The organism is Streptomyces sp. NPDC005863 (assembly GCF_042871345.1).
GTDB lineage: Bacteria > Actinomycetota > Actinomycetes > Streptomycetales > Streptomycetaceae > Streptomyces.
Map to the genome: position 1 here is coordinate 1,408,179 of NZ_JBIAII010000001.1, position 15,228 is coordinate 1,423,406.

Sequence of the window (15,228 nt, forward strand, 5' to 3'; positions counted from 1 at the left end):
CGAGCTGCCGACGCCCGCTCCCGGCCCTACGATCCCCCCATGCCGGACGCAGCCGCGGACTCCCCCCGACGCGACACCCGGGGCATCGTCGACGCGGCCGGGCTCCTCGCCAGGGTCCGCTTCCGCCGCCGCACGCCCGCCGAGGCGCTGCGCCCGTACCTGGAGCACTACTGGCTGATCGACTGGGACCTGGCCGAGCCCTACGCCTCGCACGTGGTGCCGCACCCCTCGGTGAACGTCGTCTTCCAGTCGTACGGGCCCCTCGCCCCCGGCGGCCCGGGCCGGCGCTTCGGCGAGGTCGCGGGCATCGGGCTCGGCCTCTTCGGCACGAAGCTGGAGGGGCGCGGGCGGGTGTGCGGGGTGCAGTTCCGGCCCGGCGCCTTCCGCCCGTTCGCGCCGGATCACGCGGTGTCGGACCTGACGGGGCGCAGGCTCCCGCTGCACGAGGTCTTCCCGTACACCCCCGACGACGCGGCGGCCGCGGCGGCGGCCGTCCTCGCCCCCGACGACGAGCACGCGCGCGTGGCGGCGCTCGACGCCTTCTTGCTGGGCCTCGCGCCGGTGCCGGATCCGCAGGCCGACCTCGCCGCTGAACTCGTCGAGCGCATCCGCGCGGACCGCTCGATCCGGCGCGTGGACGCCTTCGCGCGTGCGCAGGGCCTGTCCGTGCGGTCCCTGCAGCGGCTCTTCGCCGGGTACGTGGGCGTCGGGCCGAAGTGGATCATCCTGCGGTACCGCATCCACGAGGCTCTGGAGCGGGCCGAGTCGGAGCACGACGTGGACTGGGCGGACCTGGCGGCCACCCTCGGCTACGCCGACCAGGCCCATCTCGTACGGGACTTCACGGCGACGGTGGGCGTGCCGCCGACGGCGTACGGGGTGCGGTGAGGCCTGAACGGGGGCTGTACGAGGGGCCGTTGTCGGACCCTGCGCCTACGGTGACGTCATGGAGCGATCACAGGCACCGCGGATGCGACTCGAACCCTGGTCGGACGAGGGCGGACTCGCGCTGCTCCTGCGTCTCAACACCCCCGGGATGACGGCGCACTTGGGCGGCCCGGAGACCCACGAGAAGGTGCGGGACCGCCACCGGCGTTACCTGGAACTCGACGACAAGGGCCGGATGTTCCGCATCACGCTGGACGGCGAGACGGCCGGCTCGATCGGGTTCTGGGAGACGACCTGGCAGGGCGAGACCGTCTGGGAGACGGGGTGGGGCGTGCTCCCCGAGTTCCAGGGCAGGGGCGTCGCGGCGGACGCGGCGCGGCTGGTGGCCGACGAGGCGCGGGCGGCGGGCCGCCACGCCCACCTGCACGCGTTCCCCGCGACGGATCACGCCGCGTCCAACGCGGTCTGCCGCAAGGCGGGCTTCACGCTGCGCGGCGAGGCGACGATCGAGTACCCCAAGGGCAACTGGCACCCCTGCAACGACTGGCGCCTCACCGTGGGCTGAGGCCCGGGGGCCCGGCCCGTAAACCGCCTTGACAGCTCCCTGGCCTCTCCTTCACATTTACCTGCGTCACGCAGATGATGCGTGCCGCAATCATAGCTGCGCGAAGGACGCCTCCCCATGCCCACCGACACCACCCCGGCACCACCGAAGACCCAAGACCTGCCCCTGTCCGCCCGAAAACGCTGGGCCGTCCTCGCCGTCGTCCTCGCCGCCGACGTCCTCGACCTCGTCGACGCCACCATCACCAACGTCGCCGCCCCCTCCATCGCCGAGGACCTCGACGGCGGCCCCGCCCTGATCCAGTGGCTCGGCGCCTCCTACGCGCTCGCCCTCGGCGTCCTGCTCGTCGTCGGCGGCCGGCTCGGCGACAAGTACGGGCGGCGCCGCCTCTTCCTGCTCGGCCTCGCCGGCTTCACCCTCGCCTCGCTGGCCTGCGGCCTCGCCCCCACCCCCGAGACGCTCGTCGTCGCCCGGCTCACCCAGGGCGCGTTCGGCGCCCTCGTCATCCCGCAGGGCTTCGGCATCCTCGGCGCCACCTGGCCGCGCGAGCAGATCGGCAAGGCCTTCAGCCTCTTCGGTCCCGTCATGGGACTCTCCGCCGTCGGCGGGCCCGTCCTCGCCGGGTTCCTCGTCGACGCCGACCTCGGCGGCCTCGGCTGGCGCCCCATGTTCCTGATCAACCTCGTCCTCGGCGGCGGCGCGCTCCTCGCCGCCGTCCGCCTCCTGCCGAAGGACGGCGGCGAGGCCACCACCTCCGTCGACGGCCTCGGCTCCGCGCTCCTCGGCGCCACCATGCTCGGGCTGCTCGCCGGCCTCATCGAGGGCTCCACCAACGGCTGGTCCCGCCCCGCCCCGGCCCTGCTCCTCATCGGCGGACTCGTCGCCCTCGCCCTCTTCTGCCGGCGCCAGACCACCGCCCCGAGCCCGCTGATCCAGCCCTCGCTGCTGCGCAACCGCGGCTTCACCTCGGGCCTGGCCCTCGGCATCGTCTTCTTCGCCGCCGTCTCCGGACTGCTCTACGTCATCTCGCTCTTCCTCCAGCAAGGCCTCGGCCGCTCACCCACCGGCACCGCGCTCGGCCTGCTCCCGCTCTCCGTCGGCATCGTCGTCGCCTCGATCGCCTGCTACCGGCTCATCGGCAGGTTCGGCCGCGGCCTCGTCCTCGCGGGTCTGCTGATCACGCTCGCCGGGACCGGCTGGCTGCTCGCCCTGACGGCCGTCTCCGGCACGGAGGCCGGCACGTGGGCCCTCGTCCCGCCGCTGCTCGTCGTCGGCGTCGGCATGGGCACCTGCTTCGGGACCGTCTACGACGTCACGATCGGCGACATCGCCCCCGCGGAGGCGGGCAGCGCGAGCGGTTCGCTGAGCGCGGTGCAGCAGCTCGCCAACGCCGTCGGAGCGGCCACGGTCACCACCGTGTTCTTCAAGACCGTGGACGACGGCGCGGCGCACGCCATGACGGTCAGCCTCGTCGTGGTCGCGGGCGTCACGCTGCTGTGCCTCCCCCTCGTACGACTGCTGCCGCGCAGGGCCCAGGAGGACCCGCACCACTGACGCACGCGGCCAGCAGCCCCGGCCTGCGGTCAGCCGTCCAGCTCGCCGCCGCGGATCCGCTCCACCTGCGCGCCGCTGAACTCCACCGTGCGCTTCATGTGGCCGATGAGCAGCGCGAGTTCGTCGTCGTCGAGCCCCTCGAAGAGCTCGAACCAGCCGCCGCTCAGCCTGCCCCACATCCGCCCGAACTCGGCGACCTTCTCCGGCACCGTCGCCACGAGCACCCGCCGCCGGTCGCCGGCGTCCCGCTCCCGTACGACGTAACCCGCCCTCTCCAGGCGGTCGACGAGCCGCGTGGCCGACCCCGTCGTCAGGCCGGTCAGCTCCGCGACGCGCCCGGTGGTGACCGGACCGCTCTCCAGGCTGAGCAGGTTCAGGCACTGCACGTCGGTGGGGTGCAGCTTCAGGTGGTCGGCGACGGCCTGGTTGAAGAGGGCGTACGAGGCCATGTAGCGGCGCGACTCGACGGACAGCTCGCCCATCAGCAGCCCGCGCCGGCCCTTCTCGTCCTTCGGCATGACGGGAACGCCCCTCCAGGAGACCGATATCTGCGCCGGACAACAATCGTACGACGCAGGAGGCGCCCTCGCAGACCCCGGCGGGACCGCGCGCCCCGCGCGGCATGCCACCCTGTCGACCATGCTCGCCGCACGCTCCGCCGCCCTCTTCGTCCTCGCCGCCCTCTTCGAGATCGGCGGGGCCTGGCTCGTCTGGCAGGGCGTGCGCGAGCACCGCGGCTGGGCCTGGATCGGCGCGGGCGTCATCGCGCTCGGCGTCTACGGTTTCGTGGCGACGCTCCAGCCCGACGCCGAGTTCGGCCGCATCCTCGCCGCGTACGGCGGGGTCTTCGTCGCCGGCTCGCTCGCCTGGGGCATGGTCGCCGACGGCTACCGGCCCGACCGGTGGGACGTGGTCGGCGCGCTGGTCTGCCTCGCCGGCATGGCCGTGATCATGTACGCCCCGCGGGGCGACTGAACCGCACGCATATCCTGACCGGACGGCCCGGCGGAGACCCGCCGCGGGCCGCCGCCGACCCCTGCCGAGGAGCGCCCATGACCGCCGCCGCCACCCGCATCGCGATCGTCACCGGCGCCAGCAGCGGCATCGGCGCCGCGACCGCCCGCGGCCTCGCCGCCGCCGGCTACCGCGTCGTCCTCACCGCGCGCCGCAAGGACCGCATCGAGGCGCTCGCCGCCGAGCTGACGGACGCCGGGCACGACGCCGTCGCGTACGCGCTGGACGTCACCGACCGCGCCGCGGTGGACACCTTCGCCACGGCCTTCCAGAAGATCGCCGTCCTGGTGAACAACGCGGGCGGCGCGCTCGGCGCGGACCCCATCGCCACCGGCGACCCGGCCGACTGGCGCCAGATGTACGAGACGAACGTCATCGGCACCCTGAACGTCACGCAGGCCCTGCTGCCCGCGCTCACCGCGAGCGGCGACGGCACGGTCGTCGTCCTCTCCTCCACGGCCGGCCACGGGACGTACGAGGGAGGCGGCGGTTACGTGGCCGCCAAGACCGCCGAGCACGCCCTCGCCGAGACCCTCCGCCTGGAGATCGTCGGCACCCCGGTCCGCGTCATCGAGGTCGCGCCCGGCATGGTCAAGACGGACGAGTTCGCGCTGACCCGGTTCGGCGGCGACACGGAGAAGGCCGCGAAGGTCTACGCGGGCGTCGCCGAACCGCTCACCGCCGACGACGTGGCGGACACCATCACCTGGGCGGTCACCCGCCCGCCGCACGTCAACATCGACCTCCTGGTGGTCCGCCCGCGCGCCCAGGCCTCCAACACCAAGGTCCACCGGGAGTCGTGACGATGACACTCCCGGGCGACGACCCCGGCGCCCCCGCGTACTCCGCGGACTCCCCCGACCCCCTGGAACGCCTCACCCACGAACACGAGACGCGCCGCCTGGCGGAGGAGAAGAAGAACGAACGCCTGGTGTGGTGGTACCTGGCGTACTTCCTCTTCGGCATCCACATCGTCGCGTTCATCATGATCTACGCGGTGAAACACGCGAAGTAGGCGCCCGCGCGGGGCGGGCCACTCGGCCGGGGAGACGTTCAGCCCTTCACACAGACGACCTGCTTCAGCTTCGCCACGACCTCCACGAGGTCGCGCTGGTGCTCCATCACCTGCTCGATCGGCTTGTAGGCCGCCGGGATCTCGTCCACCACGCCGGCGTCCTTGCGGCACTCGACGCCCCGCGTCTGGTCCGCCAGGTCCTTCGCCGAGAAGCGCCGCTTGGCCGCGCCCCGGCTCATGCGGCGGCCGGCGCCGTGCGAGGCGGAGTTGAAGGCCTTTTCGTTGCCGAGGCCCTTCACGATGTACGAACCGGCGCCCATCGAGCCGGGGATGATGCCGTGCTCACCGCGGCCGGCGCGGATCGCACCCTTGCGGGTGACCAGCAGGTCCATCCCGTCGTACCGCTCCTCGCTGACGTAGTTGTGGTGGCAGGAGATCTCCCGCTCGAACGTCGGCCTGGCCTTCTTGAACTCCTTGCGGATGACGTCCTGGAGGAGCCCCATCATGATCGCGCGGTTGTTCTTCGCGTACTCCTGAGCCCAGAACAGGTCGTTCCGGTACGCCGCCATCTGCGGGGTGTCCGCGACGAAGACCGCCAAGTCCCGGTCGACCAGGCCCTGGTTGTGCGGAAGCGACTGGGCGATGCCGATGTGGTGCTCGGCCAGTTCCTTGCCGATGTTCCGGGATCCGGAGTGCAGCATGAGCCACACCGAATCGGACATATCTAGACATATCTCCACGAAGTGGTTGCCCCCTCCCAACGTCCCCATCTGCTTCGCCGCCCGCCCCTCCCGGAACCTGACCGCCGCCGCGACCCCCTCGAACCGTCCCCAGAAGTCGTCCCACCCCGCCGTCGCCATGCCGTGGAAGCGCCCCGGCCCGACGGGGTCCTCGTGCAGGGCGCGCCCCACCGGGATCGCCGCCTCGATCCGCGACCGCAGCCGCGCGAGGTCACCCGGAAGGTCGTTCGCGGTCAGCGACGTCTTGACCGCCGACATGCCGCAGCCGATGTCGACGCCGACCGCCGCCGGGCACACCGCGCCCCGCATGGCGATCACCGAACCGACCGTCGCGCCCTTGCCGTAGTGGACGTCCGGCATGACGGCCAGGCCCTTGATCCAGGGCAGCGTCGCCACGTTCTGCAGCTGGCGCAGCGCGCCCTCCTCGACCGACGCGGGGTCCGTCCACATCCGGATCGGCACCCTCGCCCCGGGAACCTCCACATACGACATTTCGCCCTCAACCCCCCGTAATCCACTACAAGCCCGGAAACGCAAATACCGGAGCCAAGGTCAACGAATAGGGTGACGGACCGGCGTCCACGGCAGCGCGTGCGATACACATTGTCTCCACCGGCCGCCCACCAGCGGCAACCCAATATCCAGGCAGAGCCCGGCGAGAGGAGCCCTCACGGTGCAGCGAAAGGCCAAGGCCCGTGTATCCGGTGTCGCCGCACTCCTCGCGGTGGTCCTGACCGGCTGCACCGGCGGGTCCGGCCTCGGCGACGAGAGCGACGACTCCAAGCCGGGCGGCGGCGGCAGCTCCACCGCGGCGGCGCAGCCGGGCAAGTACCGCACGCTCCCCGAGCCCTGCGGCGAGGTGGACCGCGACACCCTCGACGCGATGCTCCCCGGCATCACGGAGATCGAGGACCCCGAGCAGCGGGAGAAGGCGTACGAGGGCACGCCCGCGGCGACGTACGACACCGACCGGCGCGTGGGGTGCAACTGGAAGATCGAGTCGTCCGACGCCACCCACCACCTCCTCGTCGACTTCGAGCGCGTCGTCTCGTACGACGGGACGGTCAGCGACGACGCCCGCGCCGCGGAGGTCTACGCCGGCAAGCTGCGCGAGGCGGGCCTCCAGGCGCCCCCCGGAACCTCCTCCGAGAGTGAGGACGAGGGCGGGGGCACGGGCGGGGACGAGAGCGGCGACGCGGGCGAGGACGGCGGCGGCGACAAGGCCCAGGGCGGCAAGAAGGGCAAGGCCGACGACGACAACGGCAGGAAAAAGGGCACGAAGGACGGCGCCGAGGACGACGCGAAGGGCGGCGCGGACGGCGCCGCCACCGAGCCCACCACTCCGCCCCCCGGCCTCGAACCGCGCCCCCTCACCGACCTCGGCGACGAGGCCTTCCTCGACGACGCCCTCACCACCGCCGCCTCCGCCTCCCGTCACCGCACCGTGACTGTGGTGTTCCGCACGTCGAACGTCATCGTCACCGTCGAGTACGACGAGCAGCCCGGCCGGCGCACGGACGTCCCCGACAGCAAGGAAATGCAGGACAAGGCGCAGGAACTGGCCGACTCGCTGGCCGGCGAGTTCGACGAGTAGCGGCCGTTTCGCGGGGGTACGGAGGGGCGTCCGCCTGCGCCGAAGCGGAGCCGTCCGTCGTCCCATGCGCGTACCGTGGCCCCTCGGACCCGACGACGTCACGAGACGAACTGGACGTCACGAGACGAACAGAGTGAAGGAACCATGCACCGACCTGCACAGCGAAAGCGACAGCTCCGCAGCCGCCTCCTCGTCTGCGCGGCCGCCGTACCGGTGATCCTCGTCGCCGGCTGCTCCTCGGACTCCGACTCCGGCTCGGGCTCCGACGGGGCGAAGAAGGACGCGAGCTCGAAGTCCTCGGCCCCGGCCAAGGGCGACGACAAGGCCGCGAGCGTCGAGAAGGCCGCGTACGCGAAGCTTCCCGAGCCCTGCGACGTCCTGTCGAAGAAGACGCTCGGCGACCTGGTGCCCAAGGCGAAGGACAAGTCGGGCAAGGCGGGCACGTCCAGCGACACCGCGCTGCGCGGCAGCTGCTCCTGGGACAGCCTCGACAACAACGGCGTCGACGGCTCCCAGTTCCGCTGGCTGCGCGTCTCGCAGCTGCGCTTCGAGTCCGACGCCTCGCTCGGCAGCGGCGCCCAGCGCGCCCAGGACAACTTCGCCAAGCAGGTCGAGGACGCCAAGGCGACCAAGGACGCCAAGAGCGTCAAGACGGAAGCCGTGCAGGGCATCGGCGAGCAGGCGACGCTCGTGCGGTACGACCTGAAGAAGGACAAGGACACCTTCAAGCAGCAGACGGTCGTGGCGCGCGTGGAGAACGTGGTCGTCACCGTCGACTTCAACGGCGCGGGCCTCGCGGGCGACAAGTCCCCCGACGCCGGCAAGCTGTCGAAGGACGCGGAGAAGGCGGCGAAGGAGACCGTCGGCGCGGTCGCGTCGGCCAACGGGGGCGGCGGCAAGGCGTCCTCGGGCGCGAGCGAGAAGCCGAAGGGCGACGACGCGAAGTCCGACGACGCCAAGAAGGACGACTCCAAGAAGGACGAGCCGAAGAAGGACGACGCCAAGTCCAAGGACAAGGACAGCGGCAAGTCCTGACACGGCGTCGCATCCACGGCGGCGGCCAACTGTCGCCCCGTACAGGCATGTTGACGGAGCCCGGCCCCCGGTGGGCCGGGCTCCCGGCGTACCGGGGCACGGCTGCCCGCACACGTGTGCCAGGCTGTCGCTCGCAACAAGCCGACACAGGCCTGGAAACAGGGACTTGTACAGGGAGGGGTTCGCGGGTGGCCGCGATGCAGCTGACACGCACGCACCGGATACTCATCGGAGTGGTCGTCGCCGGAGCGGTCGTCATCGCCGGGATCGGCTTCGCGGGGTCGTACGCGGCCGTGCGCGAACTGGCCGAGGAGAAGGGCTTCGGGAGCTTCTCCGCGGTCTTTCCCGTCGGCGTCGACGCGGGCATCTGCGTACTGCTCGCCCTCGACCTCCTGCTGACCTGGCTGCGCATCCCCTTCCCGCTGCTGCGCCAGACGGCGTGGCTGCTCACGGCGGCGACGATCGCGTTCAACGCGGCGTCCAGCTGGGGCGACCCGCTCGGCGTCGCGATGCACGCGGTGATCCCGGTGCTCTTCGTGGTCGCGGTGGAGGCGGCCCGGCACGCGGTGGGCCGGATCGCCGACATCACCGCCGACAAGCACATGGAGGGCGTGCGCCTCACCCGCTGGCTGCTCTCCCCCGTACCGACGTTCAAGCTGTGGCGCCGCATGAAGCTGTGGGAGCTGCGCAGTTACGAGCAGGTCATCAAGCTCGAACAGGAGCGCCTCGTCTACCAGGCGCGCCTGCAGGCCCGGTTCGGCCGCGCGTGGCGCCGCAAGGCGCCGGTGGAGTCGCTGATGCCGCTGCGCCTTGCGCGCTTCGGCGTGCCGCTCGCGGAGACCGCGCCGGCCGGGCTCGCCGCGGCGGGCATCGAGCCGGTCCTGCTGCCGCCCGCCCCGACGACAGTGCCGGTGCCGGTGCCTGCGCAGCGGAGCGCCGAGGAGCGCCAGCAGCTGACGGCGGCGCCCACCGCCGAAACCCCCGCCGCCGCCCCGGAGTCGGCCCCCGAGGCCGCCCAGGAGCCGGAGCCGGAACCGGAACCGGAGACCGCGCAGGAGACGCTCCCGGTCGCCAACCACGCGAGCCCGTGGTTCGCGGCGCACAACGCCTCGTACGAGCCGGTGGCCCCCTACGACGAGTGGTACGCGGAACAGGAACGCCGGCAGGGCTCCGACCAGCCGCACGAGCAGGCACACGACCAGCCGCACGAGCAGGCCCACGACCAGCCGCACGAGCAGGCGTACGACCAGCCGCACGAGCAGGCGTACGAGCAGCCGCAGCAGGGCCACGAGCAGCCGCAGGCCGGACCGGAGTTCCCCGTGCCCGCCCCGAGCGACGAGGACCTGTACCAGGTGTTCCGGCAGTCGATAGAGGGCGAGGGCATGCCGACGCCGGGCGCGTTCGCGGCGAACGCGGAGGCCGCCTTCGGCCTGCGCCTGCAGTCCCGCGAACTGAACAACTACATGGACCGCTTCACGGCCCGCCTGGAGAGCGAGTTCGTGGAAGACCACATCGCGTAGCCAAATCAGGCGCGCGCCCTCTGCCGCCGCTTCGCGTCCTCCGCGTAGAACGCGAGCCCCGTGCCCGCCAGGAACAGCACAACGTACAGCGGTGTGGGCACGTCCCACCAGTTGTGCAGCATGCCCCAGGGCTCGTCGCCGACGACGCGTCCGGCCACGCCGAGCGCGCCCTGGATTCCGGTGACCCACCCGACGATGGCGATGATCTCTCTCATGCGTCCATCGTCGGCGCCGGATCCCGGCCGCGCGTCGTGCCTGCGGCCGAGACCCGGGTAGTCCGAAGGGCGCAGTCGGCATCCCTGCCGGGCCCGTCCTACGAGCCGAGCAGCTTGCGCACCCGGTCCGCGCCCACGGCGAGCAGCAGCGTGGGCAGGCGCGGGCCGGTCTCCCGGGTGACCAGGAGGCGGTAGAGCAGCGCGAAGAAGGAGCGCTGCGCGCCCTTGATCTCGGCCGGCAGCTCCTTCGCCGTCGCGTCCGCCGAGAAGCCCGCCTGGACCTTCGGCACGCCGTAGACGAGGTGGGTGAGGCCGTCCAGGGACCAGTGCGAGTCCAGGCCCTCCAGGAGGAGGCGGAGCGACTCGCGGCCGGCCTCGTCGAGCGAGGAGAGGAGCTCCTCGTCCGGCTCGGAGCGGACGATGGTGCGGGCCTCGGCCGGGACCTGGGTGGTGATCCAGTTCTCGGCGCGGTCCAGGCGCGGCCGCGTCTCGTCCAGGGACGTGATCGGGTCGGACGGGTCGAGGTCGCGCAGGATCCGCAGGGTCTGGTCCTCGGCGCCCGCGGTGATGTCGGCGACGGAGGCCAGCGTCCGGTACGGCAGCGGGCGCGGGGTGCGCGGCAGCTCACCGGCGGCCGTGCGGACCGCGCGGGAGTGCGCGGCGGCGTCGGCGGGCAGCACCGAACCTCCCCCAGGGCCGGAAGCCTGGGAGGTGCCCCCAGCCACCTTGGACTCCAGCTTGTCCCACTCGTCGTAGAGCCGCTGGATCTCCTGGTCGAAGGCGATCTTGAAGGACTGGTTGGGCCTGCGGCGCGCGTACAGCCAGCGCAGCAGCGGCGCCTCCATGATCTTCAGGGCGTCGGCCGGGGTGGGCACGCCGCCCTTGGAGGACGACATCTTCGCCATGCCGGAGATGCCCACGAAGGCGTACATGGGGCCGATCGGCTGCACGCCGCCGAAGATCTGCCGCACGATCTGGCCGCCGACGACGAAGGAGGAGCCCGGCGAGGAGTGGTCGACGCCGGACGGCTCGAAGACGACGCCCTCGTACGCCCAGCGCATCGGCCAGTCGACCTTCCAGACCAGCTTGCCGCGGTTGAACTCGCTGAGGCGGACCGTCTCGCCGAAGCCGCAGCCCTCGGCGGTGCAGGTGTAGACGAGCTCGGTGGTCTCGTCGTCGTACGAGACGACGGTGGTCAGGTCCTTCTCGCACCGCCCGCAGTACGGCTTGTACGGGTAGTACCCGCCCGTGCCGCCGCTGCCGTCGTCCTCGGAGGCCGCGCCCGAACCCTCGGCCGCCTCCAGCTCCGCCTCGTCGACGGGCTTCTGCTGCTGCTTGCCCTTCCCTGCCTTGGCCGGGTCCTTCTTCGTGCGGTACTGGTCGAGGATCGCGTCGATGTCGCCGCGGTGCCTCATCGCGTGCAGGATCTGCTCGCGGTAGGTGCCCGCGGTGTACTGCTCGGTCTGGCTGATCCCGTCGTACTCGACGCCGAGCTCGGTGAGCGCCTCGGCCATCGCGGCCTTGAAGTGCTCGGCCCAGTTCGGGTACGCCGAGCCGGCCGGGGCCGGCACGGAGGTCAGCGGCTTGCCGATGTGCTCGGCCCAGGACTCGTCGACCCCCGCGACGCCCGCCGGGACCTTGCGGTACCGGTCGTAGTCGTCCCAGGAGATCAGGTGGCGGACCTCGTACCCGCGCCGACGGATCTCGTCGGCGACCAGGTGCGGGGTCATGACCTCGCGGAGGTTGCCCAGGTGGATCGGGCCCGAGGGGGAGAGTCCGGAGGCGACGACGATGGTCCGCGCCCCCGCGCCGTCTTCTTTCCCGCCCGAAGCACGACGCTCCGACTCGGCGATGACCTCGTCCGCGTAACGGGAGACCCAGTCGGTGGTATCGGTGCTCTGAGCCACGATCGGCACGCCCTTCTTCTCATACGTGAGTACCGCTTGACGCAGCCATTCTCCCAGGTCGTCGCCGCACCACGAAAACCGCTTTTCACCGCGTGGGATACTCGGTTTCTGCAGTCGCAGCAACGCCCGGCACCCGAGCAGAACGGCACCCATCCATGGCCTCGGTCACGTCCCTCACCGCCTCCGTCCACCAGCGCCTCGCGGACGCCCTGACGGCAGCCCTGCCGGAAGCAGGCGCCGCGGACCCGCTGCTGCGACGCAGCGACCGGGCCGACTTCCAGGCCAACGGAATCCTGGCGCTCGCGAAGAAGGCCAAGGCGAACCCCCGCGACCTTGCCGCCCAGGTCGTCGAGCGGATCACCCGCGGCGAGCTGCTCGCCGACGTCGAGGTGTCCGGTCCCGGGTTCCTGAACGTCACGGTCACCGATCAGGCGATCACGCGGACGCTCGCCGCCCGCGCCGCCGACGGCGACCGGCTCGGCGTCCCGCTGAACCCGGCCGCGGGCACCACCGTGATCGACTACGCCCAGCCGAACGTGGCGAAGGAGATGCACGTCGGCCACCTGCGCTCCGCCGTCATCGGCGACGCCCTGCGGCACATGCTGGACTTCACCGGCGAGAAGACGATCGGCCGCCACCACATCGGCGACTGGGGCACGCAGTTCGGCATGCTCATCCAGTACCTGATCGAGAACCCCGACCAGCTGGCCCCGGCCGAGGACGTCGACGGCGAGCAGGCCATCAGCAATCTGAACCGCGTCTACAAGGCGTCGCGCGCGGTCTTCGACGCGGACGAGGAGTTCAAGGAGCGGGCCCGCAAGCGGGTCGTCGCCCTGCAGTCCGGCGACAAGGAGACCCTCGGCCTCTGGCAGCGCTTCGTCGACGAGTCGAAGGTCTACTTCTACTCGGTCTTCGAGAAGCTGGACATGGAGGTCCGCGACGACGAGATCGTCGGCGAGTCCGCGTACAACGACCTGATGCCGGAGACCGCCCGCCTCCTGGAGGAGTCGGGCGTGGCCGTCCGCTCCGAGGGCGCGCTCGTCGTGTTCTTCGACGAGATCCGCGGCAAGGACGACAAGCCGGTCCCGCTGATCGTGCAGAAGGCCGACGGCGGCTTCGGGTACGCGGCGTCGGACCTCTCCGCGATCCGCGACCGTGTCGTCGACCTGGCCGCGACGACGCTGCTGTACGTGGTGGACGTGCGCCAGTCGCTGCACTTCAAGATGGTCTTCGAGGCGGCCCGCCGGATGGGCTGGCTGAACGACGAGGTCACCGCCCACAACATGGGCTACGGCACGGTGCTCGGCGCGGACGGCAAGCCGTTCAAGACGCGTGAGGGCACGACGGTCCGCCTGGAGGACCTCCTCGACGAGGCGGTCGAGCGGGCCACGGCCGTAGTGCGGGAGAAGGCCGAGAAGATCGGCCTGACCGAGGAGGAGATCGTCGAGAACGGCCGGTACGTGGGCATCGGCGCCGTGAAGTACGCGGACCTGTCGACGTCGGCGAACCGCGACTACAAGTTCGACCTCGACCAGATGGTGTCCCTGAACGGCGACACGTCCGTCTACCTCCAGTACGCGTACGCCCGCATCAGGTCGATCCTGCGCAAGTCCGAGGGCGACACCGCCGCCGCCCACCCGGAGCTGGCGCTGGCCCCGGCCGAGCGGGCCCTCGGCCTGCACCTCGACGCGTTCGGCGACCTCGTCCACGAGGCGTCGGCCGAGTACGCCCCGCACAAGCTGGCCGCGTATCTGTACCAGCTCGCGTCGCTGTTCACGACGTTCTACGACCAGTGCCCGGTGATCAAGCCGCGCCCCGCGCAGGACGTGGTGGAGAACCGCCTGTTCCTGTGCGACATCACGGCAAGGACGCTCCACCAGGGCATGGCCCTGCTGGGCATCCGCACGCCCGAGCGCCTCTGACCCTCAGCTCACCTCTCACCGAGTCCCCGGCCGAGCCGCCGCAGTCCCTCCGCGATCTCGGCCGGTGACTGGGTCACGAAGCACATGCGCAGGGTGGCCCGGTCCGGTTCGCCGGCGAAGAACGGCGCGCCGGGCACGTACGCCACGTCGTGCGCGATGACCGTCCGCAGCAGCTCCGTCGTGTCGTACCCGTCGGGCAGCCTGGCCCACACGAACATGCCGCCCTCGGGGCGGATCCACGTGGACCCCGCCGGCAGCGCGTCGCCGAGCCCCGCGAGCATCGCGTCGCGGCGCTCGCGGTAGACGCCCGCGACCCGGGCGATGTGCGCGTCCAGGTCCCGGTCGGCGAGGTAGCGCGCCGCGGCGAGCTGGTTGACGGTCGGCGTGTGCAGGTCGGCGGCCTGCTTGGCGACGGCGCAGGCCCGCAGCAGCGCCGCGGGCGCGCGCAGCCAGCCCAGGCGCAGCCCGGGCGCCATGACCTTGGAGAAGCTGCCGAACAGCACCGTGCGGTCCGCCGCCCCGGGGTACGTGGCGATCCACGGCGCGCGCTCGCCCTCGAAGCGCAGCTCCCCGTACGGGTCGTCCTCGACGATCCAGACCCCGCGCCGCGCGGCGACCTCGGCGACGGCCGCGCGCCGGTCGGCGGGCAGGGTGCGGCCGGTCGGGTTCTGGAAGGTGGGGACGGTGTAGAGGAACTTGGGGCGGTGCAGGGCGACGAGTGCGTCGAGGGCGGCCGGGTCGATGCCGACGGCGTCGCAGGGCACGGGCACCACGCGCGCGCCCGCGAAGGCGAAGGCCTGAAGTGCCGCCAGATAACAGGGGGTTTCGACGAGGACGGTGTCGCCGGGTTCGAGCAGCGCGGTCGCGAGCAGCGAGAGCGCCTGCTGCGAGCCGGTGGTGACGAGGACGTCGTCGGCGTCGGTCGGCAGGCCCCGGGCGGCCGCGCGGGCGGCTATGGCGGCGCGCAGCGCGGGCTCGCCCTCGGTCGTGGAGTACTGCAGGGCCCGCTCGGGCGTCTCTTCGAGGACCGCGCGGAAGGCGGCCGCGATGCCGTCGCCGTCGAAGAGGCCGGGCGCGGGCAGCCCGCCCGCGAAGTTGATGACCTCGGGGCGCGCGGTGACCGCGAGGATGTCCCGTACGGGCGAGCCCCCGACGGCGGCGGCGCGGGCCGCGAGCGCGGGGAGCGGGGCGGGGGCCTGGGCGGGGGCCGGGACGGGGGCCTTGGCGGGGAGGTCGGTGGCGGTCATCTGCGGCTCCTT

At 72.1% G+C, this 15,228-nt stretch carries 15 protein-coding genes; 10 read left to right on the forward strand and 5 right to left on the reverse strand.

Annotated features, from left to right (window positions below; all coding sequences use genetic code 11):
* Positions 1-39 precede the first annotated feature (39 nt).
* The 3 genes from ACFYO9_RS06200 to ACFYO9_RS06210 all read left to right on the forward strand — a co-directional run bounded on the left by ACFYO9_RS06200 (position 40) and on the right by ACFYO9_RS06210 (position 3,007).
* Positions 40-888: an AraC family transcriptional regulator gene (locus tag ACFYO9_RS06200; RefSeq protein WP_358774594.1), complete on the forward strand. Its 849-nt coding sequence runs from the start codon at positions 40-42 to the stop codon at positions 886-888.
* 58 nt (positions 889-946) lie between these two features.
* The gene (locus ACFYO9_RS06205; RefSeq protein ID WP_358774592.1) at positions 947-1,453 is read left to right on the forward strand and encodes a GNAT family N-acetyltransferase; all 507 of its coding nucleotides are present in this window, start codon (positions 947-949) and stop codon (positions 1,451-1,453) included.
* Between the two features lie 117 nt (positions 1,454-1,570).
* Positions 1,571-3,007, forward strand: coding sequence for an MFS transporter (locus tag ACFYO9_RS06210; RefSeq protein WP_358774590.1), 1,437 nt, complete (start codon positions 1,571-1,573; stop codon positions 3,005-3,007).
* A gap of 29 nt (positions 3,008-3,036) precedes the next feature.
* Here ACFYO9_RS06210 and ACFYO9_RS06215 read toward each other — a convergent pair whose 3' ends face one another.
* Complete coding sequence (locus tag ACFYO9_RS06215) at positions 3,037-3,525, reverse strand: MarR family winged helix-turn-helix transcriptional regulator (RefSeq protein ID WP_355820115.1); 489 nt, start codon at positions 3,523-3,525, stop codon at positions 3,037-3,039.
* Between the two features lie 121 nt (positions 3,526-3,646).
* Between ACFYO9_RS06215 and ACFYO9_RS06220 the strand changes: the two genes are divergently transcribed.
* The 3 genes from ACFYO9_RS06220 (at position 3,647) to ACFYO9_RS06230 (ending at position 5,036) form a co-directional block, all read left to right on the forward strand.
* Positions 3,647-3,982 carry a YnfA family protein gene (locus ACFYO9_RS06220; RefSeq protein ID WP_358712977.1) on the forward strand — a complete coding sequence of 112 codons (336 nt, stop codon included), beginning with the start codon at positions 3,647-3,649 and terminating at the stop codon, positions 3,980-3,982.
* A 77-nt stretch (positions 3,983-4,059) separates the two neighbouring features.
* Entirely contained in the window at positions 4,060-4,824 is a 765-nt protein-coding gene (locus tag ACFYO9_RS06225; RefSeq protein ID WP_358712873.1) for an SDR family NAD(P)-dependent oxidoreductase, read from the forward strand.
* A gap of 2 nt (positions 4,825-4,826) precedes the next feature.
* Positions 4,827-5,036, forward strand: coding sequence for a hypothetical protein (locus ACFYO9_RS06230; protein WP_355820166.1), 210 nt, complete (start codon positions 4,827-4,829; stop codon positions 5,034-5,036).
* Positions 5,037-5,074: 38 nt separating this feature from the next.
* On the opposite strand, the gene ACFYO9_RS06235 is transcribed toward ACFYO9_RS06230, so the two are convergent.
* Positions 5,075-6,268, reverse strand: coding sequence for an RtcB family protein (locus ACFYO9_RS06235; RefSeq protein WP_358774589.1), 1,194 nt, complete (start codon positions 6,266-6,268; stop codon positions 5,075-5,077).
* 181 nt (positions 6,269-6,449) lie between these two features.
* Between ACFYO9_RS06235 and ACFYO9_RS06240 the strand changes: the two genes are divergently transcribed.
* The 3 genes from ACFYO9_RS06240 to ACFYO9_RS06250 all read left to right on the forward strand — a co-directional run bounded on the left by ACFYO9_RS06240 (position 6,450) and on the right by ACFYO9_RS06250 (position 9,925).
* Positions 6,450-7,370, forward strand: coding sequence for a DUF3558 domain-containing protein (locus ACFYO9_RS06240; RefSeq protein WP_358774587.1), 921 nt, complete (start codon positions 6,450-6,452; stop codon positions 7,368-7,370).
* A 144-nt stretch (positions 7,371-7,514) separates the two neighbouring features.
* Positions 7,515-8,405: a DUF3558 family protein gene (locus ACFYO9_RS06245; protein ID WP_358774585.1), complete on the forward strand. Its 891-nt coding sequence runs from the start codon at positions 7,515-7,517 to the stop codon at positions 8,403-8,405.
* 197 nt (positions 8,406-8,602) lie between these two features.
* Positions 8,603-9,925: a DUF2637 domain-containing protein gene (locus ACFYO9_RS06250; protein ID WP_358774584.1), complete on the forward strand. Its 1,323-nt coding sequence runs from the start codon at positions 8,603-8,605 to the stop codon at positions 9,923-9,925.
* Positions 9,926-9,930: 5 nt separating this feature from the next.
* Here the strand turns inward: ACFYO9_RS06250 and ACFYO9_RS06255 are convergent, their stop codons facing one another.
* Complete coding sequence (locus tag ACFYO9_RS06255; protein WP_355820101.1) at positions 9,931-10,140, reverse strand: hypothetical protein; 210 nt, start codon at positions 10,138-10,140, stop codon at positions 9,931-9,933.
* Between the two features lie 98 nt (positions 10,141-10,238).
* The gene (gene lysS, locus ACFYO9_RS06260; protein ID WP_355820099.1) at positions 10,239-12,056 is read right to left on the reverse strand and encodes a lysine--tRNA ligase; all 1,818 of its coding nucleotides are present in this window, start codon (positions 12,054-12,056) and stop codon (positions 10,239-10,241) included.
* Positions 12,057-12,202: 146 nt separating this feature from the next.
* Between lysS and argS the strand changes: the two genes are divergently transcribed.
* Positions 12,203-13,969 (forward strand): arginine--tRNA ligase, encoded by a 1,767-nt coding sequence (argS, locus tag ACFYO9_RS06265; RefSeq protein WP_358774582.1) that lies wholly within the window; start codon positions 12,203-12,205, stop codon positions 13,967-13,969.
* An 8-nt stretch (positions 13,970-13,977) separates the two neighbouring features.
* On the opposite strand, the gene ACFYO9_RS06270 is transcribed toward argS, so the two are convergent.
* Positions 13,978-15,216: a PLP-dependent aminotransferase family protein gene (locus tag ACFYO9_RS06270; protein WP_358774580.1), complete on the reverse strand. Its 1,239-nt coding sequence runs from the start codon at positions 15,214-15,216 to the stop codon at positions 13,978-13,980.
* Positions 15,217-15,228: the final 12 nt, after the last annotated feature.

Bases quoted from the DNA above. Each gene is read 5' to 3' on its own strand.
- ACFYO9_RS06200 (WP_358774594.1), top strand. From the start codon at position 40: ATGCCGGACGCAGCCGCGGACTCCCCCCGACGCGACACCCGGGGCATC.
- ACFYO9_RS06205 (WP_358774592.1), top strand. From the start codon at position 947: ATGGAGCGATCACAGGCACCGCGGATGCGACTCGAACCCTGGTCGGAC.
- ACFYO9_RS06210 (WP_358774590.1), top strand. From the start codon at position 1,571: ATGCCCACCGACACCACCCCGGCACCACCGAAGACCCAAGACCTGCCC.
- ACFYO9_RS06215 (WP_355820115.1), bottom strand. From the start codon at position 3,525: ATGCCGAAGGACGAGAAGGGCCGGCGCGGGCTGCTGATGGGCGAGCTG.
- ACFYO9_RS06220 (WP_358712977.1), top strand. From the start codon at position 3,647: ATGCTCGCCGCACGCTCCGCCGCCCTCTTCGTCCTCGCCGCCCTCTTC.
- ACFYO9_RS06225 (WP_358712873.1), top strand. From the start codon at position 4,060: ATGACCGCCGCCGCCACCCGCATCGCGATCGTCACCGGCGCCAGCAGC.
- ACFYO9_RS06230 (WP_355820166.1), top strand. From the start codon at position 4,827: ATGACACTCCCGGGCGACGACCCCGGCGCCCCCGCGTACTCCGCGGAC.
- ACFYO9_RS06235 (WP_358774589.1), bottom strand. From the start codon at position 6,268: ATGTCGTATGTGGAGGTTCCCGGGGCGAGGGTGCCGATCCGGATGTGG.
- ACFYO9_RS06245 (WP_358774585.1), top strand. From the start codon at position 7,515: ATGCACCGACCTGCACAGCGAAAGCGACAGCTCCGCAGCCGCCTCCTC.
- ACFYO9_RS06250 (WP_358774584.1), top strand. From the start codon at position 8,603: ATGCAGCTGACACGCACGCACCGGATACTCATCGGAGTGGTCGTCGCC.
- ACFYO9_RS06255 (WP_355820101.1), bottom strand. From the start codon at position 10,140: ATGAGAGAGATCATCGCCATCGTCGGGTGGGTCACCGGAATCCAGGGC.
- argS (WP_358774582.1), top strand. From the start codon at position 12,203: ATGGCCTCGGTCACGTCCCTCACCGCCTCCGTCCACCAGCGCCTCGCG.
- ACFYO9_RS06270 (WP_358774580.1), bottom strand. From the start codon at position 15,216: ATGACCGCCACCGACCTCCCCGCCAAGGCCCCCGTCCCGGCCCCCGCC.